The following is a 17,150-nucleotide window of genomic DNA, read 5'->3' as shown; positions in this document are numbered from 1 at the left end:
AGCTGGGTGAGGGGAGGCGGCGCCGTCCCGGCCAGCTTCCCTCGCCAAGCTGCAACACCCCTCTTCCCCTTGCCGGGGCGATTCAGCGCCATGCATCTGGTACGGGGCTGCTTTTCATCAGTAAAAGGTGAGAAAGTGCTTGACCGGACAGGGCTAGAAAATGTTCCACTCTTGTCCCCGTCTGCGAGGCAGCAGGCGCGCCCACGACAGCAGACCGGACAAGGAACGATGATGCAGGTGAAAAGAGGCCGGGGCTTCCTCAGCACGCCCGGACCGACCAATGTGCCCGACCGTGTGCTCAACGCCATGCATCGTCCGGCGGTCGATCTGAACGATCCGGATTTCCTCGAACTGGTGAATAGCTGCTTCGACGATCTGAAGAAGGTGTTCCAGACGAAGAATGGCGAGATTTTCGTCTATATCACCAACGGTCACGGCGCCTGGGAAGCCGCGCTGGCGAATGTGCTGAGCGCGGGCGACAAGCTGCTGGTGCCGGAAACCGGCAATTTCTCCGGCGGCTGGCGCGACGTGGCGACCGCCTTCGGCGCGTCGGTGCAGGAAATTCCGAACGATTGGCGCCGCGCCATGGACCCGGCCAAGGTGGCCGAGGCGCTGGCCGCCGACAAGGCGCAGGAGATCAAGGCCGTCCTGCTGGTTCATACCGACACCGCCGTCGGCATCACCGCCGACGTGCAGGCGGTGCGCAAGGCGATCGACAGCGTGGGCCATCCGGCGCTGCTGATGGTCGATACCATCGCCTCGCTGGGCACGGTCGATTTCCGCATGGATGAATGGGGCGTGGACGTCGCCGTCTCCGCTTCGCAGAAGGGCTTGATGGTGCCGCCGGGCCTGGGCGTCGTCGCCGCCGGCCCGCGCGCCGTGGAGGCGCATCGCACTGCGACCGCGCCGCGCCGCTACTGGGATTGGGGCGCGCGTCTGCAATCCGAGGGCTACCGCAAATTCTGCGGCACCGCGCCCGAGCATCACATGTTCGCAATGCGCGAAGCGCTCGACATGATCTTCGAGGAGGGGCTGGAGAATATCTTCCGCCGCCATCAGATGCTGGCCGATGCCGTGCGCGACTGCGTGTCGGTGTGGACCGAGGCGGGGGCGCTGTCCTTCAACGCGATCAACCCGGCCGAACGCTCGAACGGCGTCACCACCATCCTCACCGCCGAGGGCGTCGATGCCGTGCTGCTGCGCGAAACCGCGCGCGACGTGTTCCAGACCGCGTTGGGCGGCGGGCTGGGCAAGCTGCAGGGCAAGGCGTTCCGCATCGGCCATATGGGTGATCTGAACGAGCCGATGATCCTGGGCACCCTGTCGGCGGTCGAGACCACGCTGGCCTATCTGGATATTCCCTACCAGCGCGGCGGCATCGACGCGGCGATCCGCAGTCTGGCCGAGGCGCGCAAGAAGGCCGCCGCCGTGGCGGCGCCGGTGGCCGGCCCGATCAGCCGGGTGGCCTAAAGCGCCTCGCCGTCTTCGATCACGCGGGTCAGGCCAGGCTGGAAGCCCTCGGCATAGGTCATGGTGACCGTGCCGGGGATGCCGCTGGTCTGGCCGAAGCTCTGCACTGTGAAGAAATGGTCGACATTCTCGCCATCATAGGCGAGCGGGCAGATCAGCCGCGTCGTCGTGCCCTGCGCCAGATCGTGGCTGCCGCGAAACTGGCAGCTAGAGAGCACTGGCAGCCGGGTCCGCCGGGCCAGCATGTACAGGTCGGTGATATAGTCGGCGTAGTCCTTGTTGGGATTCAGCTCGTCGACAAAGCAGCCGGTAAGATCCAGCCCGGCGAAGCGCGCCAGCTCCGAGCCGCAGAGGCGGAAGCGCAGGCGGCCGCCCGGCACCAGCTCGACAATGGCGATGCGCGGAAGCACCTGCTTTCCGAGATCCAGCGGGTCGATGTCCTGCCGGTCCGGCAGCCGGCCCTTGATCTGGCGCTGTCGTCTCCAGACGGCCAGCAATATCTCTGATGGCGGTGTCGAGGTTGCATCAGCCACCACTTGCCCTTTCGCCCGCGTGCAAATGTCCGTTTCCTTGGCGAATGTAGCCCCGCCGGCGCGGTGAGGACAAGCGGAAGGCTCGGCGATTGCGCGCCGAGCCTTCATCTAGATGATTGAAATGTCTGTTAGTTAGGCTGCTTTCACATCGGTGAGGAAAGTCTCGATCTGGTCTTTCAACGCATCGGCCTTATGGCCGAGATCGGTGGAGGAGGTGAGCACCATGCCGGCCGAGTTGCCGGTCATCTGCGCCGCCGAACTGACCTCGCCGATATTGGCGGAGACCTCGTTGGCGCCGGCGGCGGCCTGCTCGACATTGCGGGCGATCTCCGCCGTGGCCGCCTGCTGCTCCTCGACCGCGGCGGCGACCATGGCGGCGATGCCGTTAATGTCGGTGATGCGGCCGGCGATGCGGCGGATCGCCTCGACGGCGGAGCCGGTGGTGGTCTGGATCGCGCCGATCTGGCCGGCGATATCCTCGGTCGCCTTCGCGGTCTGGTTGGCCAGATTCTTCACCTCCGACGCCACGACGGCGAAGCCCTTGCCGGCATCGCCGGCGCGGGCCGCCTCGATGGTGGCGTTCAGCGCCAGCAGGTTGGTCTGTTCGGCAATGTCGTTGATCAGGCTGACAACCTCGCCGATGCGCGTGGCGGCTTCCGCCAGCTCGCTGACGACCTGGTTGGTCTCCTCCGCCTCGCGGCTGGCGGTCGCCGCCAACTCGCTCGATTGCAGCACCTGGCGGCTGATCTCGGCGATCGATTGCGCCAGTTCCTCGGCGGCGGCGGAGACGGCGTTCACATTCTGCGACGCTTCCTCGGCGGCGGCGGCCACGGCGGTCGCGCGCTCGGTGGTGCGGCTGGCAGTCTCCGACATGGAGTGCGCGGTCGCCTGCATGTCCGAGGCCGAGTGCGAGACGGTCTGCAACAATGTCTGCACGGCGTTGCGGAACCGATCGGTCAGCTCCTCCACCCGGGCGGCGCGGGCGTTGCGCTCCTGCTGCTGCCTGGCGGCGGCGGCGGCGAGTTCCTCGTTGCGGATCATATTGTCCTTGAAGACCTGAACTGATTCCGCCATGGAGCCGACCTCGTCGCGCCGGCCGACCGCGGGTATGGCGACGCTCTTGTCGCCCGAGGCGAGCCGCGTCATCGCCTGGGTCATCGCGCCGATCGGCGAGGCGATGCTGCGCGTCAGTAGCATGGCGAGCAGGATGGCGACGATGAGCGCCAGCACGGTGCCGGCGGCGCTGACCATGTAGGTGGTGCGAAAGGCGGCGGCCTGGTTGGCCTGGCGGTCGGCCAGAACGGTCAGTTCGACCTGCTGGAACTGATGGTCCAGCTCGCGCAGGCGCGTGGTGTATTGCTTGCCGATGCCGCTGGCGGCCAGCGCGCGCGCTTCCTCCACCGTGTCCATATGCTGCATCAGCTTGATTTCGCGGCTGATCACCGTTTGCCGCCATTCGCGATAGATTTGCTCCATCGTATTCAGTCGGGCAGTGTGCGCCGGGTCGCCGGCGATAAGCTCGCGCAGCCGGGCCAGCTTCTCTTCATAGCGCTGTTCGCTGGTTCGGTAGGGGGCGAGGTAGGCCGGATCGCCGCTGATCAGATAGCCGCGCACGCTGCTTTCCTGGTCCAGGATCGCTTCCTGCAGCTCGTTGGCGGTGTCGAGAACTTCATAGGTATGGGCGGTCTGGCGGTTGGCGTCCTCAATGAAGAACACCTGCCACACGGTAACACCGCTGACCGCCAGCATGATCACGATGATGGCGGCGAAGGCGACCGACAGCTTGCCGGAAATCCGCAGATTGCTGAAAGCGTTCATGTGCATTCTCCGTCGCTCAGCGGGCGGCAAGCTGCTTGCGCAGCGCGAGCTGACCCAGATCGACCTCGACCGTCATGGCGCCGATCGGCTGTTTGGTATCGGGATCGATCAGGGTGAAATTGACTTGCTGGGATTGCATGCCGGTTTTCTTGTCGACGGTGATCTCGTCGATGAACACAGCGTCCGGGCCGACCAGGAAGGTCTTCTGGTACTTGCCCTCGTCGCCCTGCCAGAAATCGCCGGTGATGCTGCTCTGGCCGACATTCAGCCCCTTATTGTCCATGACGAACATCTCGATGAACAGGCCGCGCGATTCCGCCATCTTGCGGATCAGGTAGGAGGAAAGCGGCGCGCCCATGATCTGCGCGATCAGCGGCTGATTGTCGGATTTGCGCTGCTCGACCCATTGCTTGTCCAGCGCGTCGATCTGTGCCTGCGGGATGTCCTTGTGGCGCTCGTTCTGCGCCCGCACCGATATCAGCACCACCGGATGTGCGGCGATGTCGCGCATCATTTCGATCAGTTCGGGCGTTATTTCGGCAGGCGCCTGCGCGGCCACCGGGCGCGGTCCTTGAACGAGAAGCAGGCTGAGTAAAATCAATGAGAGAAGCGTGCGCATAACCATCCTCCGGCATTGGTCTCAACCCGGACCATGCAAGAGAATGGTTAACAAACCCTCTCTAACTTCTTAACCAGTGGTAACTAGGGGTCTGAAAAATATGGATATTTCCTATATATGCATAATTTCCATTTAGTTTTAGGCAAAGTTTTCAGTCGTTTGGCTACAAGCGTAGATTCGTTCAAAGCTTAAATTTAAGGGTGTGGGATGCAAAAAATTTATTTTGTTTTCGCTGTTTTCGTCGGGTTGCTGGTCGGTTGTGCCAACGATCCGCCCACGCCGGCCGTATGGTATCGCTGCGCTGATGGGCAGGAGGTTTCCGCCTTTTATGACGGCGAAGCGGCGCGCATTGCCTTCGCCGGCCAGAGCTATGCGATGCAGACGGCGCGCTCCGTCAGTGGCGCGCGCTATGTCGGCGGCGGCCATCAATGGTGGACCAAGGGGCGCGAGGGCACGCTGTCGCGGTTGGAGCCGGAAAGCGTGCTCGCGGCCGATTGCGTGGCGCAGAACTGGCCTTAGTCGGCGGCGCTGGCCTTCACGGCCGGCAGATAGACCTCCAGGCTGGCCTGAACCTCGATGAAGCGCGGGCCGGGCGTGTCCAGCGCCTGGCGCAACACCGGGGCGATGTCGGCGTCGCGCTCGATCTTGAAGGTCGATGCGCCATAGGCCTTGGCCAAGGCGATGAAATCCGGATTCACCAGGTCGGTCGCCACCACCCGGCCGGGATAATGCTTCTCCTGATGGATGCGAATCGAGGCGTAGCTATTGTTGTTCGAGACGATCACCAGCACCGGCAGCTTGCCCGCGATGGCGGTGATCAGCTCCGAGCCGGTCATCAGGAAGCCGCCATCGCCAACCAGACAGATCACCTGCCGGTCCGGATGGCGCAGCGAGGCGGCCACGGCCGCAGGCATGCCATAGCCCATCGCGCCGGCAATCGGCGCCAGCAGGCGCTGCGGGTAGTGGAACGGCACATGGCGATAGACATGGCTGGCGAAGGTGCCGGCATCGGCGACGATGATGCCGTCCTCGGCCAGGATGCCGTTCAGCGCGTCGACCACATTGCCGAACACCACGCCGTCGGCGGCCTGCTTCGGCTTCCAGGCGGCATAGTCGGCATAGAGGCCGCGCAGCCGCTCGGTCCAGGCGGCTTCGCTGGCCGGCTTGGCATTGTCCAGCGCCGCGATCAGCGCGGTGGGCGCGGCCGCGATGCCGACCTCGGCGATGAAATGCTGGCCGATGATGCGGGTGTCGTCATGGCAATGCACCAGCTTCTGGCGCGGCTTGGGATAGTCCGGGAAGCTGTAATTCTGCGTCGTGATGTCGCCCAGGCGGGTGCCCAGCGCCAGGATCAGGTCGGCCTCCTGGAAGGCGTCGATCTGCTTTTTCGGATTGGCCAGGCCGAGATCGCCGGCATAGAGCCGGTGGGCGTTGGGGAACAGATCCTGCCGGCGGAAGCTGACCGCGACCGGGATGTTCCAGGCCTCCGCGAAGCCCAGCAGCGCCTCGCGCCCGCCCGGCACATCTAGCCCGCCGCCGGCTATGATCAGCGGCCGCTTCGCCTGCTCCAGTAGGGCGCGCACATCGGCGATGTCGGCCGGGGCGGGGATGGCGGGGCGGCGCTGCTGCACCACTTCGGTCGGCATCGGCGCCTCGGGGAATTGCAGATCCTCCGGGATCACCAGCACGACCGGGCCGGGCGTGCCGCTGGTGGCGATGCGCACCGCCTTGGCCGTCAGCTCGGGAATCTGCGTCGCATCGATGGCCTCGGCGACCCATTTGGCGATGCCGCCGAACATGCGGCCGTAATCGATCTCCTGGAACGCCTCGCGCCGCAGATCCTTCTTCTCGATCTGGCCGATGATCAGGATCAGCGGCACGGCGTCCTGCTCGGCGGTGTGGATGGCGATGGAGGCGTTGGTCGCCCCCGGCCCGCGGCTGACGGCATAGACGCCGGGCCGGCCGGTGAGGCGGGCATCGGCGATGGCCATGAAGCCCGCGCTGGCCTCGTGCCGCGCGGTCACCACGTCGATGGGCGATTCCAGCAGCGCGTCCATGATGCCGAGATAGCTTTCGCCCGGCACGCAGAACACGCGGTCGATCCCGTTGCGGTGGAGAATGGAGACCAGCGATTGGGCGGCGTTCGGCATCTGGATGGTCCTGTATTATGTGCGTTTGGTTCCGGCTTAAGGCGGGACTGACATGAAGGCAAGGCTGCATTGCGGAAAGCAGCCATGCGAGGGCCTTTTCCGGCGTTGACGGCGCGGAGACGCCTGGGTAATATTCTTTCCATGATGCATAAGAGCTTCGGGATCGCGATTCGAATTATCGCCCCGGCGTCTGTCGAGACGCCGGGTCTGATTGATTCGTCTTGGTCCCATGCTATTGGAAGTGCATCTCATGTCCGTTCTTCTTGTCTCGTCCCAGGCTCCTGTCGCTAACCCCTACGCTGCCGAAGCGACCGTCGAAGCCGATCCCGTTCTCGCCCATTTCCGCCTCTCCGCCGAAGTCGACCCCGGCATGTTGCCGCGCGTGCTGGAGCATTTCGCCAAGCGCAGCCTGGTGCCCGAGCGCTGGCTGAGCCGCCGCGTCGCCGCCGAAGAGGGCGAGCGGCTGGAAGTCGAGGCCGAGGCGATGATGCGCGATTCCGATCATGCGCATTATGTCGGCCGCTGCATCGCGCAGATCCCCGGCGTGTTCGGCTGCGTTGTCCTGACCGACTGAGACGAAAAAGGCCGGCGGGGATACCGCCGGCCTGTTCGCGTCAGCTTGCCGTGAGCGTATGCCGGCTGCGCCGCCAGGCCAGCGCGGCCGCGCCCAGCAGCAGCGCTATGCCCAGCCCGGTGCGGAACCAGCCGCCCATCATGATCAGCGGCACCGCCACGGAGGCCATGAAGGCAGCCCCGTAATAGAGCGACCAGCGCTGGCCCCGTTCCCGCGCCTTCTGATAGAGCGGGAAGAACACCGAGAACACCGCCATCAGCACGAAGAACAACGCCCAGGGGCGGGTGACGAACAAGGTGAGATCGTCGCTGGTGGCGATGGCGCGCGACAGGTTCAGCTCCGCCACAGGCCCCAGCACCACGCCCAGCACCATCGGCGTCAGCGGGAAGCCGCGCTGCTGCATGACGAAGCCGATGACGCCGAACAGCAGCAGGGTCCAGATGTCGGAGATGACGTTGTTCAGCGTGAACACGCCGATGGCGCAATAGCCCAGGATCACCACGCTCAAAATGTAAAGCGGCACCCGGGTGACCAGCATGAACACCCTGAGGCAGCCGGAGGTCATGGCCAGCGTCATGAAGTTCGCCAGGAAATAGGCGACCATGATGGCGTAGGCCAGCTTCGGCTGGGTCGAGATGAAGGTGGGGCTGGGCGCGATATTGTGGATTGTCAGCGCCCCCAGCATCACGGCGGTCACGGCGTCGCCGGGAATGCCGAGCGCCATCATCATGATCAGCGCCCCGCCAGCGGTGGCGTTGTTCGACGCTTCCGAGGCGATCACGCCTTCCGGCACGCCGGTGCCGAACTTCTCCGGATGCTTGGAGGCCTTCTTCTCCTGGTCATAGGCCAGGATGTTGGAGATCGAGCTGCCCGCCGCCGGCAGCAGGCCGATGAACAGGCCGATGGCCGAGGCGCGCACGACGGTAATCCAATGCACGAAATTCAGCCGGATCGATTCCAGATGCTCCATGCGCACCACGGCGTGCTTGCCGGACAGCATGGGCTTCTTCGCGGCCTCCTTGTCGCGCAAATCGGACAGCAGTTGGCTGAAGGCGAACAGGCCGATCAGCACCGGCAGGAAGTCGAAACCCGACCGCCATGTGTCAATGCCGAAGGTCATCCGCTCCGCGCCGTTGATGGCGTCCTCGCCGATAGCGGCGACGACCATGCCGAACACGCCGGCGATCAGGCCCTTGATCAGCGCGCCGTCGGACAGGCTGGCGGCGATGGTCAGCGCGAAGCAGACCAGGGTGAAATAATCCCACGGCCCGAACTCAAGGCCGATGGCGGCCAGGGTGGGGGCCATGAAGACCAGCACGATGGCGGACAGGATGCCGGCCATGAAGGACGACCACAGCCCCAGGCCCAGCGCCAGCCCGGGCCGGCCCTTGCGGGCCATCGGGAAGCCGTCGAACGTTGTGGATATGGCCGATGGCGTGCCGGGAATGCCGATCAGCGCGGAGGCGAACATGCCGCCGGTCAGGCCGCCGACATAGACGCCCAGCATGGTCGACAGACCCTCGACGGGGCTCATGCCGAAGGTGAAGGGCAATGTCAGCACCACCGCCATGGTGATGGTGAAGCCGGGGATGGAGCCGGCGATCAGGCCGCAGGCCACGCCGCCGGCCATCAGCGCCAAATTATGCAGGGCGAAGACATCGCCGAAGGCGGTGAGGAGATTTTCAAGCATCGCTTTTCTCTCCCCCCTTAGCGGAACAGCGAGCCGACGGGCAGCGCCACGCCGAGCCCGTAGCGGAAGATCGCCCACATGCCGCCGACAGCGACCAGCGCCACGACCAAATGGATCGCCAGGCTGCGCGGGTCGCGCCGGCCGATAACCGTCTGGGTGACGAATACGAACAGGATGCCGCTCAGCAACATGCCGAGATAGGGCATGACCAGCACGAACAGGAAGAACATCCCGAAGCACCACAAGGCGCTGCTATAGCTGGAGACCCACGCCCTAACGCTGCGCCGCTCGCCCTCGACCCGCGGCGGCGGGGAGGCGATGGACTGCACCAGATAGATCGACACCAGCACGAACATCATCGCCAGCGCGAAGCGCGGCCAGACCTCCGAGCCCATGGTGGAGAACGGAATTTCACGAATATAGAAGGTCTGCCAGAAGCAGGCGCCGCAGACCAGAAGCAGCACGATGGCTGTGATGGTATCGCGATTGAGACGGTTCATGGTTCTACCGGCAACGGGTACTGCCAATAGACAAGGCCGCAGGGAAGGGTTCCCTGCGGCTCTTGCCTCGCTTTAGGTCGTCGCGCCTTTACGGCTTCTTGTACATGCCGATCTTGATCGCCAGGCGCTCATGCTCGGCATAGGAGCTTTTCAGGAACGCCGCGTAATCAGCGGCATTCTTGTACATGACGGTGGAGCTGGCGCCGGTGATCGCCTTGGTCACGCCCGGATCCTTGGCGGCCTTGGCGAAGACTTCTTCCCAGAACTTGATGATATCGGCCGGGGTGCCCTTCGGCGCCATGACGCCGCGCGCTAGGCCATAGGTGACCGGAATGCCCAGCTCCTTCAGCGTCGGCACCTGGGGCAGCTGCTCGTCGCGCTGTTCGGTGGCGATGGCCAGCGCCTGCATGGAGCCTTCGGAGAGGTACTGCTTGGCGGTCAGGATGTTGCTTTCGCCCAGCAGCACGTTGCCGGCCAGCAGGGCGGTGTTGCGCTCGCGCGTGCCTTCGTAGGAGACGTAGCGGAACTCCGTGCCGGTCGCGTCCTCGATCAGCAGGAAGATGAAGTGGCTGGTCGACCCCAGGGTCACGCCGGCGGTGATGCTCTTCGGCTCTTTCTTCGCCGCGGCGATCAGCTCCTGCATGCTCTTGAAGGGGGCCTTGGCGTAGGCGCCGATGATCGACGGCGTGTAGGTGACCAGCGACACCGGCTCGAAGGCGTCGGTGGTGAAATCGACGCGGCCGGTCAGATAGCTGGTGATCGCGCTTTCATGGATGGCGACCAGCGTGCAGCCGTCGGGGGCCGCCTTGCGGGCCTCGGCCGCGCCGCGATTGCCGCCCTGGCCGCCGATATTCACGACCTGCAGCTCGGGCTTCACGCCGCTCTTGTTGATGGCGTCGACGAAGGTGCGGAAAACGATGTCGGTATCGCCGCCGGCACCCCAGGGAACGATGAGCTGCGCGGTCGAGCAAGTCGGCGCGGCGGCCTGGCTGCTGGCGGGAAGAAAGGCGGCGACGGCCATGAAGGCTGCGGCCGCGGTCGAAAGAAGGGTCTGCTTTTGCATTTCGGACTCCCTGCTGTGTCCTCTTGGTTATGGGAAAAACGCCCATGCTCTCCCGCTCTTTAGCAGGCAGGTTTGCAGGCTTGCAATTCCTCAGTCGTCCTCTCCCGGCGGGGCGGGATGTTATAAGTCTGGACAACAATCCGTCGGGGAAGGTAGGCCATCACCTACGATTTGACCAGTCCGACGGCTCAGAAAGAGAAAATCATGTCTACACCCCGTGCTTCCCTGCGTGTCGCCATCGGCGGTTTCGGCGCCATCGGCCATGCCCTGGCCGCCCGTATCGATGCCGGCATCGCGGGGCTGGAACTGGCCGCGATTTCCGCGCGCGACGTGGCGAAGGCGGAAGCCAAGATGGCCGGATTCGCCAGGCCGGTGCCGGTGCTGCCGCTGGAGGAACTGGCGGGGGTGGCCGACATCGTCGTGGAGTGCGCGCCCTCCGCCGTTTTCCTGCGGATCGCGGAGCCGGCGCTGCGGGCCGGCCGCATCTTCGTGCCGCTCAGTGTCGGCCAGCTTCTGGTGCATGAGCATCTGAAGCCGCTGGCCGAGGAGAGCGGGGGACGGATCGTCGTGCCGACCGGCGCGCTGCTCGGGCTGGACGCCGTGCGCGCCGCCGCCGAGGGCGCCATCGAGAGCGTCACCATGGTGACCCGCAAGCCGCCGCGCGGGCTGGAGGGAGCGCCCTATCTGGTCGAGAACGGCATCTCGCTGGAGGGGCTGAACGAGGCCAAGAAGGTGTTCGACGGCTCCGCCCGTGACGGCGCCAAGGGATTTCCCGCCAATGTAAACGTGGCCGCCGCGCTGAGCCTGGCCGGGATCGGGCCGGATCGCACCCGGCTGCAAATCTGGGCGGATCCCGCCGTGACCCGCAATACCCACCGGATCGAGGTGGAAGCGGACAGCGCGCGCTTCACGCTGAGCATCGAAAACGTGCCCACGGAAGAGAACCCGAAGACCGGCAAAATCACCGCGCTGAGCGCCATTGCCTGCCTGCGCGGCCTGGTCCAGACCCAGCGGGTCGGTACATAATACCTTAATATAAAAGGATAATTTATCCCTAAGGGAAGCGAGAAAATATTTATCTAAAATTTTCGGCTTTTTTTGCAGAATTTGTTGACACAGGGAGTGGGCAGGGGTAGTGTCGAGATAGACAGCATTTTACGCAAATCAAAACGATTGCGCTGCTGTGAACCGATTGAGCCCTTAGAAGAAGGATCTTCGCTATGCCTGCTGGTGCAAATTCGATCAATACCAATCCCGGCGCGATGGTCGCGCTGCAGAACCTCAACAGCATCAACAACCGCCTGGACACGGTTCAGAACCGCGTTTCGACCGGTTTCAAGGTCACGGGCGCTGTCGACGACGCGTCGAGCTTCTCGATCGCGCAGGGCCTGCGCGGCGAGTTGAAGGCGTATGAAGCGGTCTCCCAGGGTATTGCCAACGCGGTCGGCGTGCTGACCGTTGCGGAAGCGGGCGCTACCGCGCTGTCCGACCTGACGGGCGACATCAAGAAGAAGGTGACCGAGCTGGCCAACGCCGCTCTGACCACCGCGCAGCGCGACATCCTGACCGACGACTTCAACCAGTTGCTGGTCCAGGCCCGCGCCTTCATCAACCAGGCCGAGTTCCAGGGCAACAATATCCTGGCCTCGGACGCCACCGACACGAACGTGATCTCGGACATCGACGGTTCGACCATCACCATTCGCGCCAACAACCTGATCGACGATCTGGAGACCTTCTCCGGCGCCGCCGACGTGTCGACCGCCGCCGCCGCGATCACCACGCTGGGCGACCTGGATACCTTCATCAGTGAAGTGAACACCGCCCTGGGCAATATCGGCGCCGACACCCGCCGCCTGAAGTTCCAGGACGAGTTCATCGGCAAGATCTCCGACGCCGTCGAGGTCGGTCTGGGTTCCATCGTCGACGCCGACCTGGCGAAGGAATCGGCCCGCTTGCAGGCTCTGCAGATCCAGCAGCAGCTGGCCTCGCAGTCCCTCGGCATCGCCAACCAGCGCCCCTCGGTGCTGCTCAGCCTGTTCCGTTAACCGGAAGTCTGATATTCTCCAAGGGTGGGACCGAAAGGTCCCACCCTTTTTGTTTGCCCGCATCGCAGCACGGAACTCGGAAGCGCGTCATGGCTTTGAAAATCAATATCAAGCCGGGTGAGAAAATCGTCATCAACGGCGCGGTGATCACGATGGGCGAGGGGGCCTCCTACATCGTGCTGCAGAATCAAGCCACCTTCCTGCGTGAAAAAGACATTATGCAGCAGGAGGAGGCCAACACCCCGGTGCGCCGAATTTACTTCTCCTTAATGCTTATGTACTTAGATCAGGATAATTATCAGAACTACTACAACGAATACATGGACCGGATGATCGAGCTGATGCGCAGCACCACCTTGCCACAGGTGCGCGACACGCTGATGGTCATGTTCCGCGATGTCCAGGAACGTCGTTTCTTCCCGGCCTTGAAGGCGTGCAAGGCGCTGATGAAATTCGAAGAAGAGCTTATGAAAATGCCTGCCGAGGCCGGCCAGACCGAGCTGGCGCGCAGCAAGGGTTGAGGATCGGTGTCATGGTGAACAGCTACGCGGCCTATCAGCGCGCCAACGCGGCGATTGAAAACCCCCGCGCGCTCGAATACCGGCTGCTCGGCATGGTGACCGCTGCCATGATCGATGCGGAAAAGAAGGACTCCATGGAGGGTCAGAAGGCGCGCATCGAGGCGGTGCTGTGGAACAAGCAGATATGGGATCATCTGCTGCTCGACCTGGTGCATGAGGAAAACCGCTTGCCGAAGGAAACCCGCACCGCGCTGGTGAATGTCGGCGTCTGGGTCTCCCGGGAAGTGCGCTCGGTGCTCGACAAGACGACCGATTGCCAGGCGCTTATCGAGATCAACCAGATCATCATGCAGGGCCTGAAGACGGCAACGACGGAACCTGCCCCGGCAGTTTCTGCAGCGCCAGTCGACCCGACCTCTATCGGCAAAACGTCAATAAGCTCCTGATCTAAAACAAAAAACCAATCTGGCCTCGTTATTGCATTCTCTCGACCTAACCGGCCTATCCCCCTAGCCTATGCGGCTGGTGGGGAAAACCCGGTGGGAGTATGATGTAAAACAGATCGCCCGCCAGGGATGGCGGCGATCCCAGAGAGGGACTTTGTCATGCATAGCGAAACCCAAAGCGTCGCCATTGAGCCGGGTCGCACTTTCATCATCAACGGCGCGGTCGTGAAAATCGACGATAACGGCAGCAGCCTGAAACTGGACTCCACCGCTTCGCTGCTGACCGAGGATCATATCCTCACCGAGGAGCAGGCCACCACGCCGGCCAAGCGCATTTATCTGATGCTGCTGTCGATGCACATCAATCCGGGCGCCTATCGCACCTATTACATTCCCTTCATGGACCGCATGATCGAATTTCTGCGCGGCTGCGAAATTCGCGAAGTGCGCCAGGGCCTGATGACGATCCTGAAATGCGTCGAAAGCGGCCGTTACAGCGAGGCGCTGGAGGCTTGTCGGGCGCTGATGTTGTTCGAATCGAACATTCTGCAGGACGGCGCCGTCGCTCAGTAACGGCGCGGGAGCGGGGGATATATGTACGGCTATAATGCCTATCAAAAGGTAACGCACGTCACGCAGACGCCGCGCACGGCCGAGCATCGGTTGCTGGGCAATGTCACCGCGGCGCTGATGGCGGCCGACCGCACCCCGGACGACAAGAAGAAGCTGATAGATGCGTTGCTGTGGAACAAGAAGGTCTGGGATAATTTCGTCATCGAAGTTCGGGACAATGACAATCAACTGCCCGACCAGCTGCGCGATTCCCTGATCGGCATCGGCATCTGGGTAACGCAGGAGACTTACCGGGTGATGGATAGCGTCAGCGACGTGAAGTCGCTGATCGAGGTCAACACCATCATCATGGAAGGGCTTCGCTGAGTTCCCGCCATCCGAATGCTCATTCTTCCCAAGCCCGGCCCTCGCAGGCCGGGCTTTTTCTTTGCCCACGGGCCCGACCGCATCATAGGTCGGGCTTTTCGTCGTTTCAGGCCTTTAGGCGCTTACAGGGCGCGCTAGGCACATTTGCCGAAAGGGCCCGGCAATTATTGCCCCAGGGAATGGGTTGAACATGCCGAATTGCTGACCTCAGCCAGGAATTGGCGAAATAAAGTCAATTAAATCATATGGATAGATGATTCTTTGCGAACTGGCATCGTGCTTGCTCCTTAGCGGCCATGGGTTTTGGCATTCGACTTGGGAGTTTGTGATATGCCAGTGAATTCGATTAACACGAACACCTCGGCGCTCGTTGCGCTGCAGTCGCTGAATACGACGAACCGCGAGCTGGACAAGGTTCAGGACCGGATTTCGACCGGCTTGAAGGTTACGGGCGCGGTCGACGACGCCTCCAGCTTCTCGATCGCCCAGGGCATCCGCGGCGATCTGAAATCCTACGAGGCGGTGTCGCAGGGCATCGCCAACGCGAAGGGCGTGCTGACCGTCGCGGTCGCCGGCGCCACGAAGATTTCCGACCTGATGGCCGACATCAAGAAGAAGGTGATCGAGGGCATGAACCCCGCGAACACCTCTGCCCAGCAGCAGATCCTGGCGGCCGACTATGTCCAGCTCATCAATACGATCTCGCGCCAGATCGAGAATTCCAGCTACAACGACCGTAACCTGCTCAGCGGCGGCGTCGACATCAACGTCATCAGCAACATCGACGGCTCCACCTTGCGGGTGCGCGGCAATGACCTCGCCACCGGCCAGGCCGATCTGGCGGCGAATACCGATCTCGACACCCCGTCCAACGCCGCTTTGGCGCTGGTCGAGATCAACGCCTACATCTCCATCGTGAACACGGCGCTCGGCAATCTCGGCGCGGATACCCGCACGGTGAATTTCCAGGACGAGTTCATCGGCGTGTTGAACGACGCCACCACCACCGGCCTGGGCGACATCGTCGATGCCGACCTGGCCAAGGAATCGGCCAGGCTTCAGGCCATCCAGGTGAAGCAGCAGCTCGGCACGCAGACGCTGAGCATCGCCAACCAGCGGCCGCAGGTCATCCTGCAGCTGTTCCAGGGCTAAGACCCCTAGGCACCGGCCATGTCGATTTCCTCCCAAGTCACGTCTGACGCCGGGTCGTCGGTATTTATACCTGCGATCCCCGGCGCTGGCGGAAACGCGGACATGGCCCGGCTTTTGCTTGGTATCGATAAGACCCGATTGGGGAGTGCCGAGCGATGAGTTTGAATATTGCCCTTCAAAACGCATTAAGCGGCCTGCGCGTCTCGCAGGGCGGGATGGACATCGTCTCCCGCAACATCTCCAACGCGAACACCGAAGGCTATACGCGCAAGGTCGCGGAGCAGCTGAACGTCGTCTATCGCGGCCAGGGCGCCGGCGCGGCGCTTGCCGAGGTGCGCCGCCAGGTGGATGAGGGGCTGCGCCGCGAGCTGGAGAATTCCACCTCGCTGCAATCCAAGCTGCAGGTTGTCGACACCGTGCTGTCCGAACTGGAGTTGGGCTTCGGCAAGCCGAACGAGAACACCTCCATCGCCGGTCAGTTGAACACGCTGCGCAATTCTTTCGAGCAGCTCTACGCGAACCCGGAGAATCTGACCGCCCAGCAGGCCGTGCTGGATAAGGCGCAGTCGCTGATCGACGGGCTGGGCGCGATGTCGGACCAGGTTCAGGAGTTGCGGGAACGCACCGATGCCGACATCGCCACGGCGGTCGAGGAGACCAATGCGGCGCTGGCGAAGATTGCCGAGCTGAACGACGATATCGCCCGCCTCAAAGCTCAGGGCAGGAGCACGGCCGACGTGGAGGATCTGCGCGACATCGAAGTGCGGAAGGTGGCCGAGAATATCGGCATCAAATATTTCGAGCGCAGCGACGGCAAGCTGGTGCTGATGACCGAGAGCAGCCGCTATCTGGTCGAGTACGAGGATTTCCAGCTTAGCTTCGACACCACCGGCGGCATGGACCCCAACGCCCGCTATCCTGGCGTTCTGGGCGGCGTCACGCTGAACGGCGTGGACATTACCGGCGAGATCAGCTCGGGCAAGATCGGCGGCTTGCTGGAGCTTCGCGACCAGCGCCTGGTGCAGGCGCAGGGCCAGCTCGACGAAATGGCCGCCACCATGACCGAGATGTTCCAGGCCACCGGCGTGGAGCTGTTCCAGGATAACGGCGCCACCTTCGCGCGCGGCGCCGGCGATGTAAACGTGGTCGGCCTGTCGCAGCGCCTGACGCTGAACCAGGACATTATCGACGAGCCCTGGCGCCTGCGCGAAGGGTCAGACGTGGTCGCCGTGCCGACAGAGAGCGCCAATATCGGCGACACCACGATCATCGAAGGCATCATCGACGCGTTCAACGCGACGCGGGCCTTCACCACGACCGAGCCGGGCGGCCTGACGCTGGGCACCGGCACCGGGGTGACGCTGCAAAGCTACGCCGCCGGCATTGTCTCCTTCCAGGGCGTGCAGCGCGCCAATACCCAGGCGCAGCTCAGTTTCGAGCAGGGGCTGAACCTGTCGCTCGACCAGCGCCTGAAGAACGAGAGCGGCGTGAATATCGACGAGGAAATCTCGACCTTGATCCAGCTCCAGACGGCCTATGCCGCTTCGGCCCGGGTGGTGTCCACCATCACCCAGGCCTTCGACGAGCTGCTGTCGATCAACCGTTAATTAGCCGGATAGACCGGGGA

18 protein-coding genes are annotated in these 17,150 nt (G+C 63.3%); 11 read left to right on the top strand and 7 right to left on the bottom strand.

The genetic code is table 11. The features are described 5' to 3' along the window. The first annotated feature begins 228 nt into the window (after positions 1 to 228). Positions 229 to 1,470: a pyridoxal-phosphate-dependent aminotransferase family protein gene (locus AUP43_RS10295; protein ID WP_157089308.1), complete on the top strand. Its 1,242-nt coding sequence runs from the start codon at positions 229 to 231 to the stop codon at positions 1,468 to 1,470. Here AUP43_RS10295 and AUP43_RS10290 read toward each other — a convergent pair. The 3 genes from AUP43_RS10290 to AUP43_RS10280 all read right to left on the bottom strand — a co-directional run bounded on the left by AUP43_RS10290 (position 1,467) and on the right by AUP43_RS10280 (position 4,380). Beyond that, complete coding sequence (locus AUP43_RS10290) at positions 1,467 to 2,003, bottom strand: PAS domain-containing protein (RefSeq protein ID WP_198154875.1); 537 nt, start codon at positions 2,001 to 2,003, stop codon at positions 1,467 to 1,469. The two genes, AUP43_RS10295 and AUP43_RS10290, sit on opposite strands and share 4 nt — an antisense overlap. Before the next feature lie 132 nt (positions 2,004 to 2,135). Continuing rightward, positions 2,136 to 3,821: a methyl-accepting chemotaxis protein gene (locus tag AUP43_RS10285; RefSeq protein ID WP_067556223.1), complete on the bottom strand. Its 1,686-nt coding sequence runs from the start codon at positions 3,819 to 3,821 to the stop codon at positions 2,136 to 2,138. 16 nt (positions 3,822 to 3,837) lie between these two features. Further along, entirely contained in the window at positions 3,838 to 4,380 is a 543-nt protein-coding gene (locus tag AUP43_RS10280) for a hypothetical protein (protein WP_198154874.1), read from the bottom strand. Between the two features lie 267 nt (positions 4,381 to 4,647). Between AUP43_RS10280 and AUP43_RS10275 the strand changes: the two genes are divergently transcribed. Beyond that, positions 4,648 to 4,959, top strand: coding sequence for an MliC family protein (locus tag AUP43_RS10275; RefSeq protein ID WP_067556218.1), 312 nt, complete (start codon positions 4,648 to 4,650; stop codon positions 4,957 to 4,959). On the opposite strand, the gene AUP43_RS10270 is transcribed toward AUP43_RS10275, so the two are convergent. Continuing rightward, entirely contained in the window at positions 4,956 to 6,590 is a 1,635-nt protein-coding gene (locus tag AUP43_RS10270; protein WP_067556215.1) for a thiamine pyrophosphate-dependent enzyme, read from the bottom strand. The two genes, AUP43_RS10275 and AUP43_RS10270, sit on opposite strands and share 4 nt — an antisense overlap. Before the next feature lie 250 nt (positions 6,591 to 6,840). Here AUP43_RS10270 and AUP43_RS19000 point away from each other — a divergent pair, with 250 nt between their 5' ends. Next, positions 6,841 to 7,164 (top strand): hypothetical protein, encoded by a 324-nt coding sequence (locus AUP43_RS19000; protein ID WP_157089307.1) that lies wholly within the window; start codon positions 6,841 to 6,843, stop codon positions 7,162 to 7,164. A 40-nt stretch (positions 7,165 to 7,204) separates the two neighbouring features. Here AUP43_RS19000 and AUP43_RS10260 read toward each other — a convergent pair whose 3' ends face one another. The 3 genes from AUP43_RS10260 to AUP43_RS10250 form a co-directional block, all read right to left on the bottom strand. Further along, entirely contained in the window at positions 7,205 to 8,854 is a 1,650-nt protein-coding gene (locus AUP43_RS10260; RefSeq protein WP_067556208.1) for a tripartite tricarboxylate transporter permease, read from the bottom strand. Positions 8,855 to 8,871: 17 nt separating this feature from the next. Continuing rightward, positions 8,872 to 9,354 (bottom strand): tripartite tricarboxylate transporter TctB family protein, encoded by a 483-nt coding sequence (locus AUP43_RS10255; RefSeq protein ID WP_067556205.1) that lies wholly within the window; start codon positions 9,352 to 9,354, stop codon positions 8,872 to 8,874. 88 nt (positions 9,355 to 9,442) lie between these two features. Next, positions 9,443 to 10,417: a tripartite tricarboxylate transporter substrate binding protein gene (locus AUP43_RS10250; RefSeq protein ID WP_067556202.1), complete on the bottom strand. Its 975-nt coding sequence runs from the start codon at positions 10,415 to 10,417 to the stop codon at positions 9,443 to 9,445. A gap of 204 nt (positions 10,418 to 10,621) precedes the next feature. Between AUP43_RS10250 and AUP43_RS10245 the strand changes: the two genes are divergently transcribed. The 8 genes from AUP43_RS10245 (at position 10,622) to flgK (ending at position 17,130) form a co-directional block, all read left to right on the top strand. Then, complete coding sequence (locus AUP43_RS10245; RefSeq protein ID WP_067556199.1) at positions 10,622 to 11,443, top strand: aspartate dehydrogenase; 822 nt, start codon at positions 10,622 to 10,624, stop codon at positions 11,441 to 11,443. Between the two features lie 194 nt (positions 11,444 to 11,637). After that, the gene (locus tag AUP43_RS10240; protein WP_067556196.1) at positions 11,638 to 12,465 is read left to right on the top strand and encodes a flagellin; all 828 of its coding nucleotides are present in this window, start codon (positions 11,638 to 11,640) and stop codon (positions 12,463 to 12,465) included. Between the two features lie 89 nt (positions 12,466 to 12,554). Beyond that, on the top strand, positions 12,555 to 12,986 hold the full coding sequence (gene flbT, locus AUP43_RS10235; RefSeq protein ID WP_067556192.1) for a flagellar biosynthesis repressor FlbT: 432 nt from the start codon (positions 12,555 to 12,557) through the stop codon (positions 12,984 to 12,986). An 11-nt stretch (positions 12,987 to 12,997) separates the two neighbouring features. Then, complete coding sequence (gene flaF, locus AUP43_RS10230; protein WP_067556189.1) at positions 12,998 to 13,432, top strand: flagellar biosynthesis regulator FlaF; 435 nt, start codon at positions 12,998 to 13,000, stop codon at positions 13,430 to 13,432. Between the two features lie 159 nt (positions 13,433 to 13,591). Further along, positions 13,592 to 14,005, top strand: coding sequence for a flagellar biosynthesis repressor FlbT (locus AUP43_RS10225; protein ID WP_067556186.1), 414 nt, complete (start codon positions 13,592 to 13,594; stop codon positions 14,003 to 14,005). Positions 14,006 to 14,026: 21 nt separating this feature from the next. Then, positions 14,027 to 14,371 carry a flagellar biosynthesis regulator FlaF gene (flaF, locus tag AUP43_RS10220; protein WP_067556184.1) on the top strand — a complete coding sequence of 115 codons (345 nt, stop codon included), beginning with the start codon at positions 14,027 to 14,029 and terminating at the stop codon, positions 14,369 to 14,371. A 330-nt stretch (positions 14,372 to 14,701) separates the two neighbouring features. Further along, complete coding sequence (locus AUP43_RS10215; RefSeq protein WP_067556181.1) at positions 14,702 to 15,523, top strand: flagellin; 822 nt, start codon at positions 14,702 to 14,704, stop codon at positions 15,521 to 15,523. Positions 15,524 to 15,678: 155 nt separating this feature from the next. Next, positions 15,679 to 17,130 carry a flagellar hook-associated protein FlgK gene (gene flgK / locus AUP43_RS10210; protein ID WP_084462710.1) on the top strand — a complete coding sequence of 484 codons (1,452 nt, stop codon included), beginning with the start codon at positions 15,679 to 15,681 and terminating at the stop codon, positions 17,128 to 17,130. Positions 17,131 to 17,150: the final 20 nt, after the last annotated feature.

This window comes from Oceanibaculum pacificum, assembly GCF_001618175.1.
Classification (GTDB): domain Bacteria; phylum Pseudomonadota; class Alphaproteobacteria; order Oceanibaculales; family Oceanibaculaceae; genus Oceanibaculum; species Oceanibaculum pacificum.
Note: the sequence above shows the minus strand (reverse complement) of the source record. Positions and strands in the feature narration are given on the sequence as shown.

Coding starts and splice junctions, on each gene's coding strand:
- AUP43_RS10295 (WP_157089308.1), top strand. CDS start 229: ATGATGCAGGTGAAAAGAGGCCGGGGCTTCCTCAGCACGCCCGGACCG.
- AUP43_RS10285 (WP_067556223.1), bottom strand. CDS start 3,821: ATGAACGCTTTCAGCAATCTGCGGATTTCCGGCAAGCTGTCGGTCGCC.
- AUP43_RS10275 (WP_067556218.1), top strand. CDS start 4,648: ATGCAAAAAATTTATTTTGTTTTCGCTGTTTTCGTCGGGTTGCTGGTC.
- AUP43_RS10270 (WP_067556215.1), bottom strand. CDS start 6,590: ATGCCGAACGCCGCCCAATCGCTGGTCTCCATTCTCCACCGCAACGGG.
- AUP43_RS19000 (WP_157089307.1), top strand. CDS start 6,841: ATGTCCGTTCTTCTTGTCTCGTCCCAGGCTCCTGTCGCTAACCCCTAC.
- AUP43_RS10260 (WP_067556208.1), bottom strand. CDS start 8,854: ATGCTTGAAAATCTCCTCACCGCCTTCGGCGATGTCTTCGCCCTGCAT.
- AUP43_RS10255 (WP_067556205.1), bottom strand. CDS start 9,354: ATGAACCGTCTCAATCGCGATACCATCACAGCCATCGTGCTGCTTCTG.
- AUP43_RS10250 (WP_067556202.1), bottom strand. CDS start 10,417: ATGCAAAAGCAGACCCTTCTTTCGACCGCGGCCGCAGCCTTCATGGCC.
- AUP43_RS10245 (WP_067556199.1), top strand. CDS start 10,622: ATGTCTACACCCCGTGCTTCCCTGCGTGTCGCCATCGGCGGTTTCGGC.
- AUP43_RS10240 (WP_067556196.1), top strand. CDS start 11,638: ATGCCTGCTGGTGCAAATTCGATCAATACCAATCCCGGCGCGATGGTC.
- flbT (WP_067556192.1), top strand. CDS start 12,555: ATGGCTTTGAAAATCAATATCAAGCCGGGTGAGAAAATCGTCATCAAC.
- flaF (WP_067556189.1), top strand. CDS start 12,998: ATGGTGAACAGCTACGCGGCCTATCAGCGCGCCAACGCGGCGATTGAA.
- AUP43_RS10225 (WP_067556186.1), top strand. CDS start 13,592: ATGCATAGCGAAACCCAAAGCGTCGCCATTGAGCCGGGTCGCACTTTC.
- flaF (WP_067556184.1), top strand. CDS start 14,027: ATGTACGGCTATAATGCCTATCAAAAGGTAACGCACGTCACGCAGACG.
- AUP43_RS10215 (WP_067556181.1), top strand. CDS start 14,702: ATGCCAGTGAATTCGATTAACACGAACACCTCGGCGCTCGTTGCGCTG.
- flgK (WP_084462710.1), top strand. CDS start 15,679: ATGAGTTTGAATATTGCCCTTCAAAACGCATTAAGCGGCCTGCGCGTC.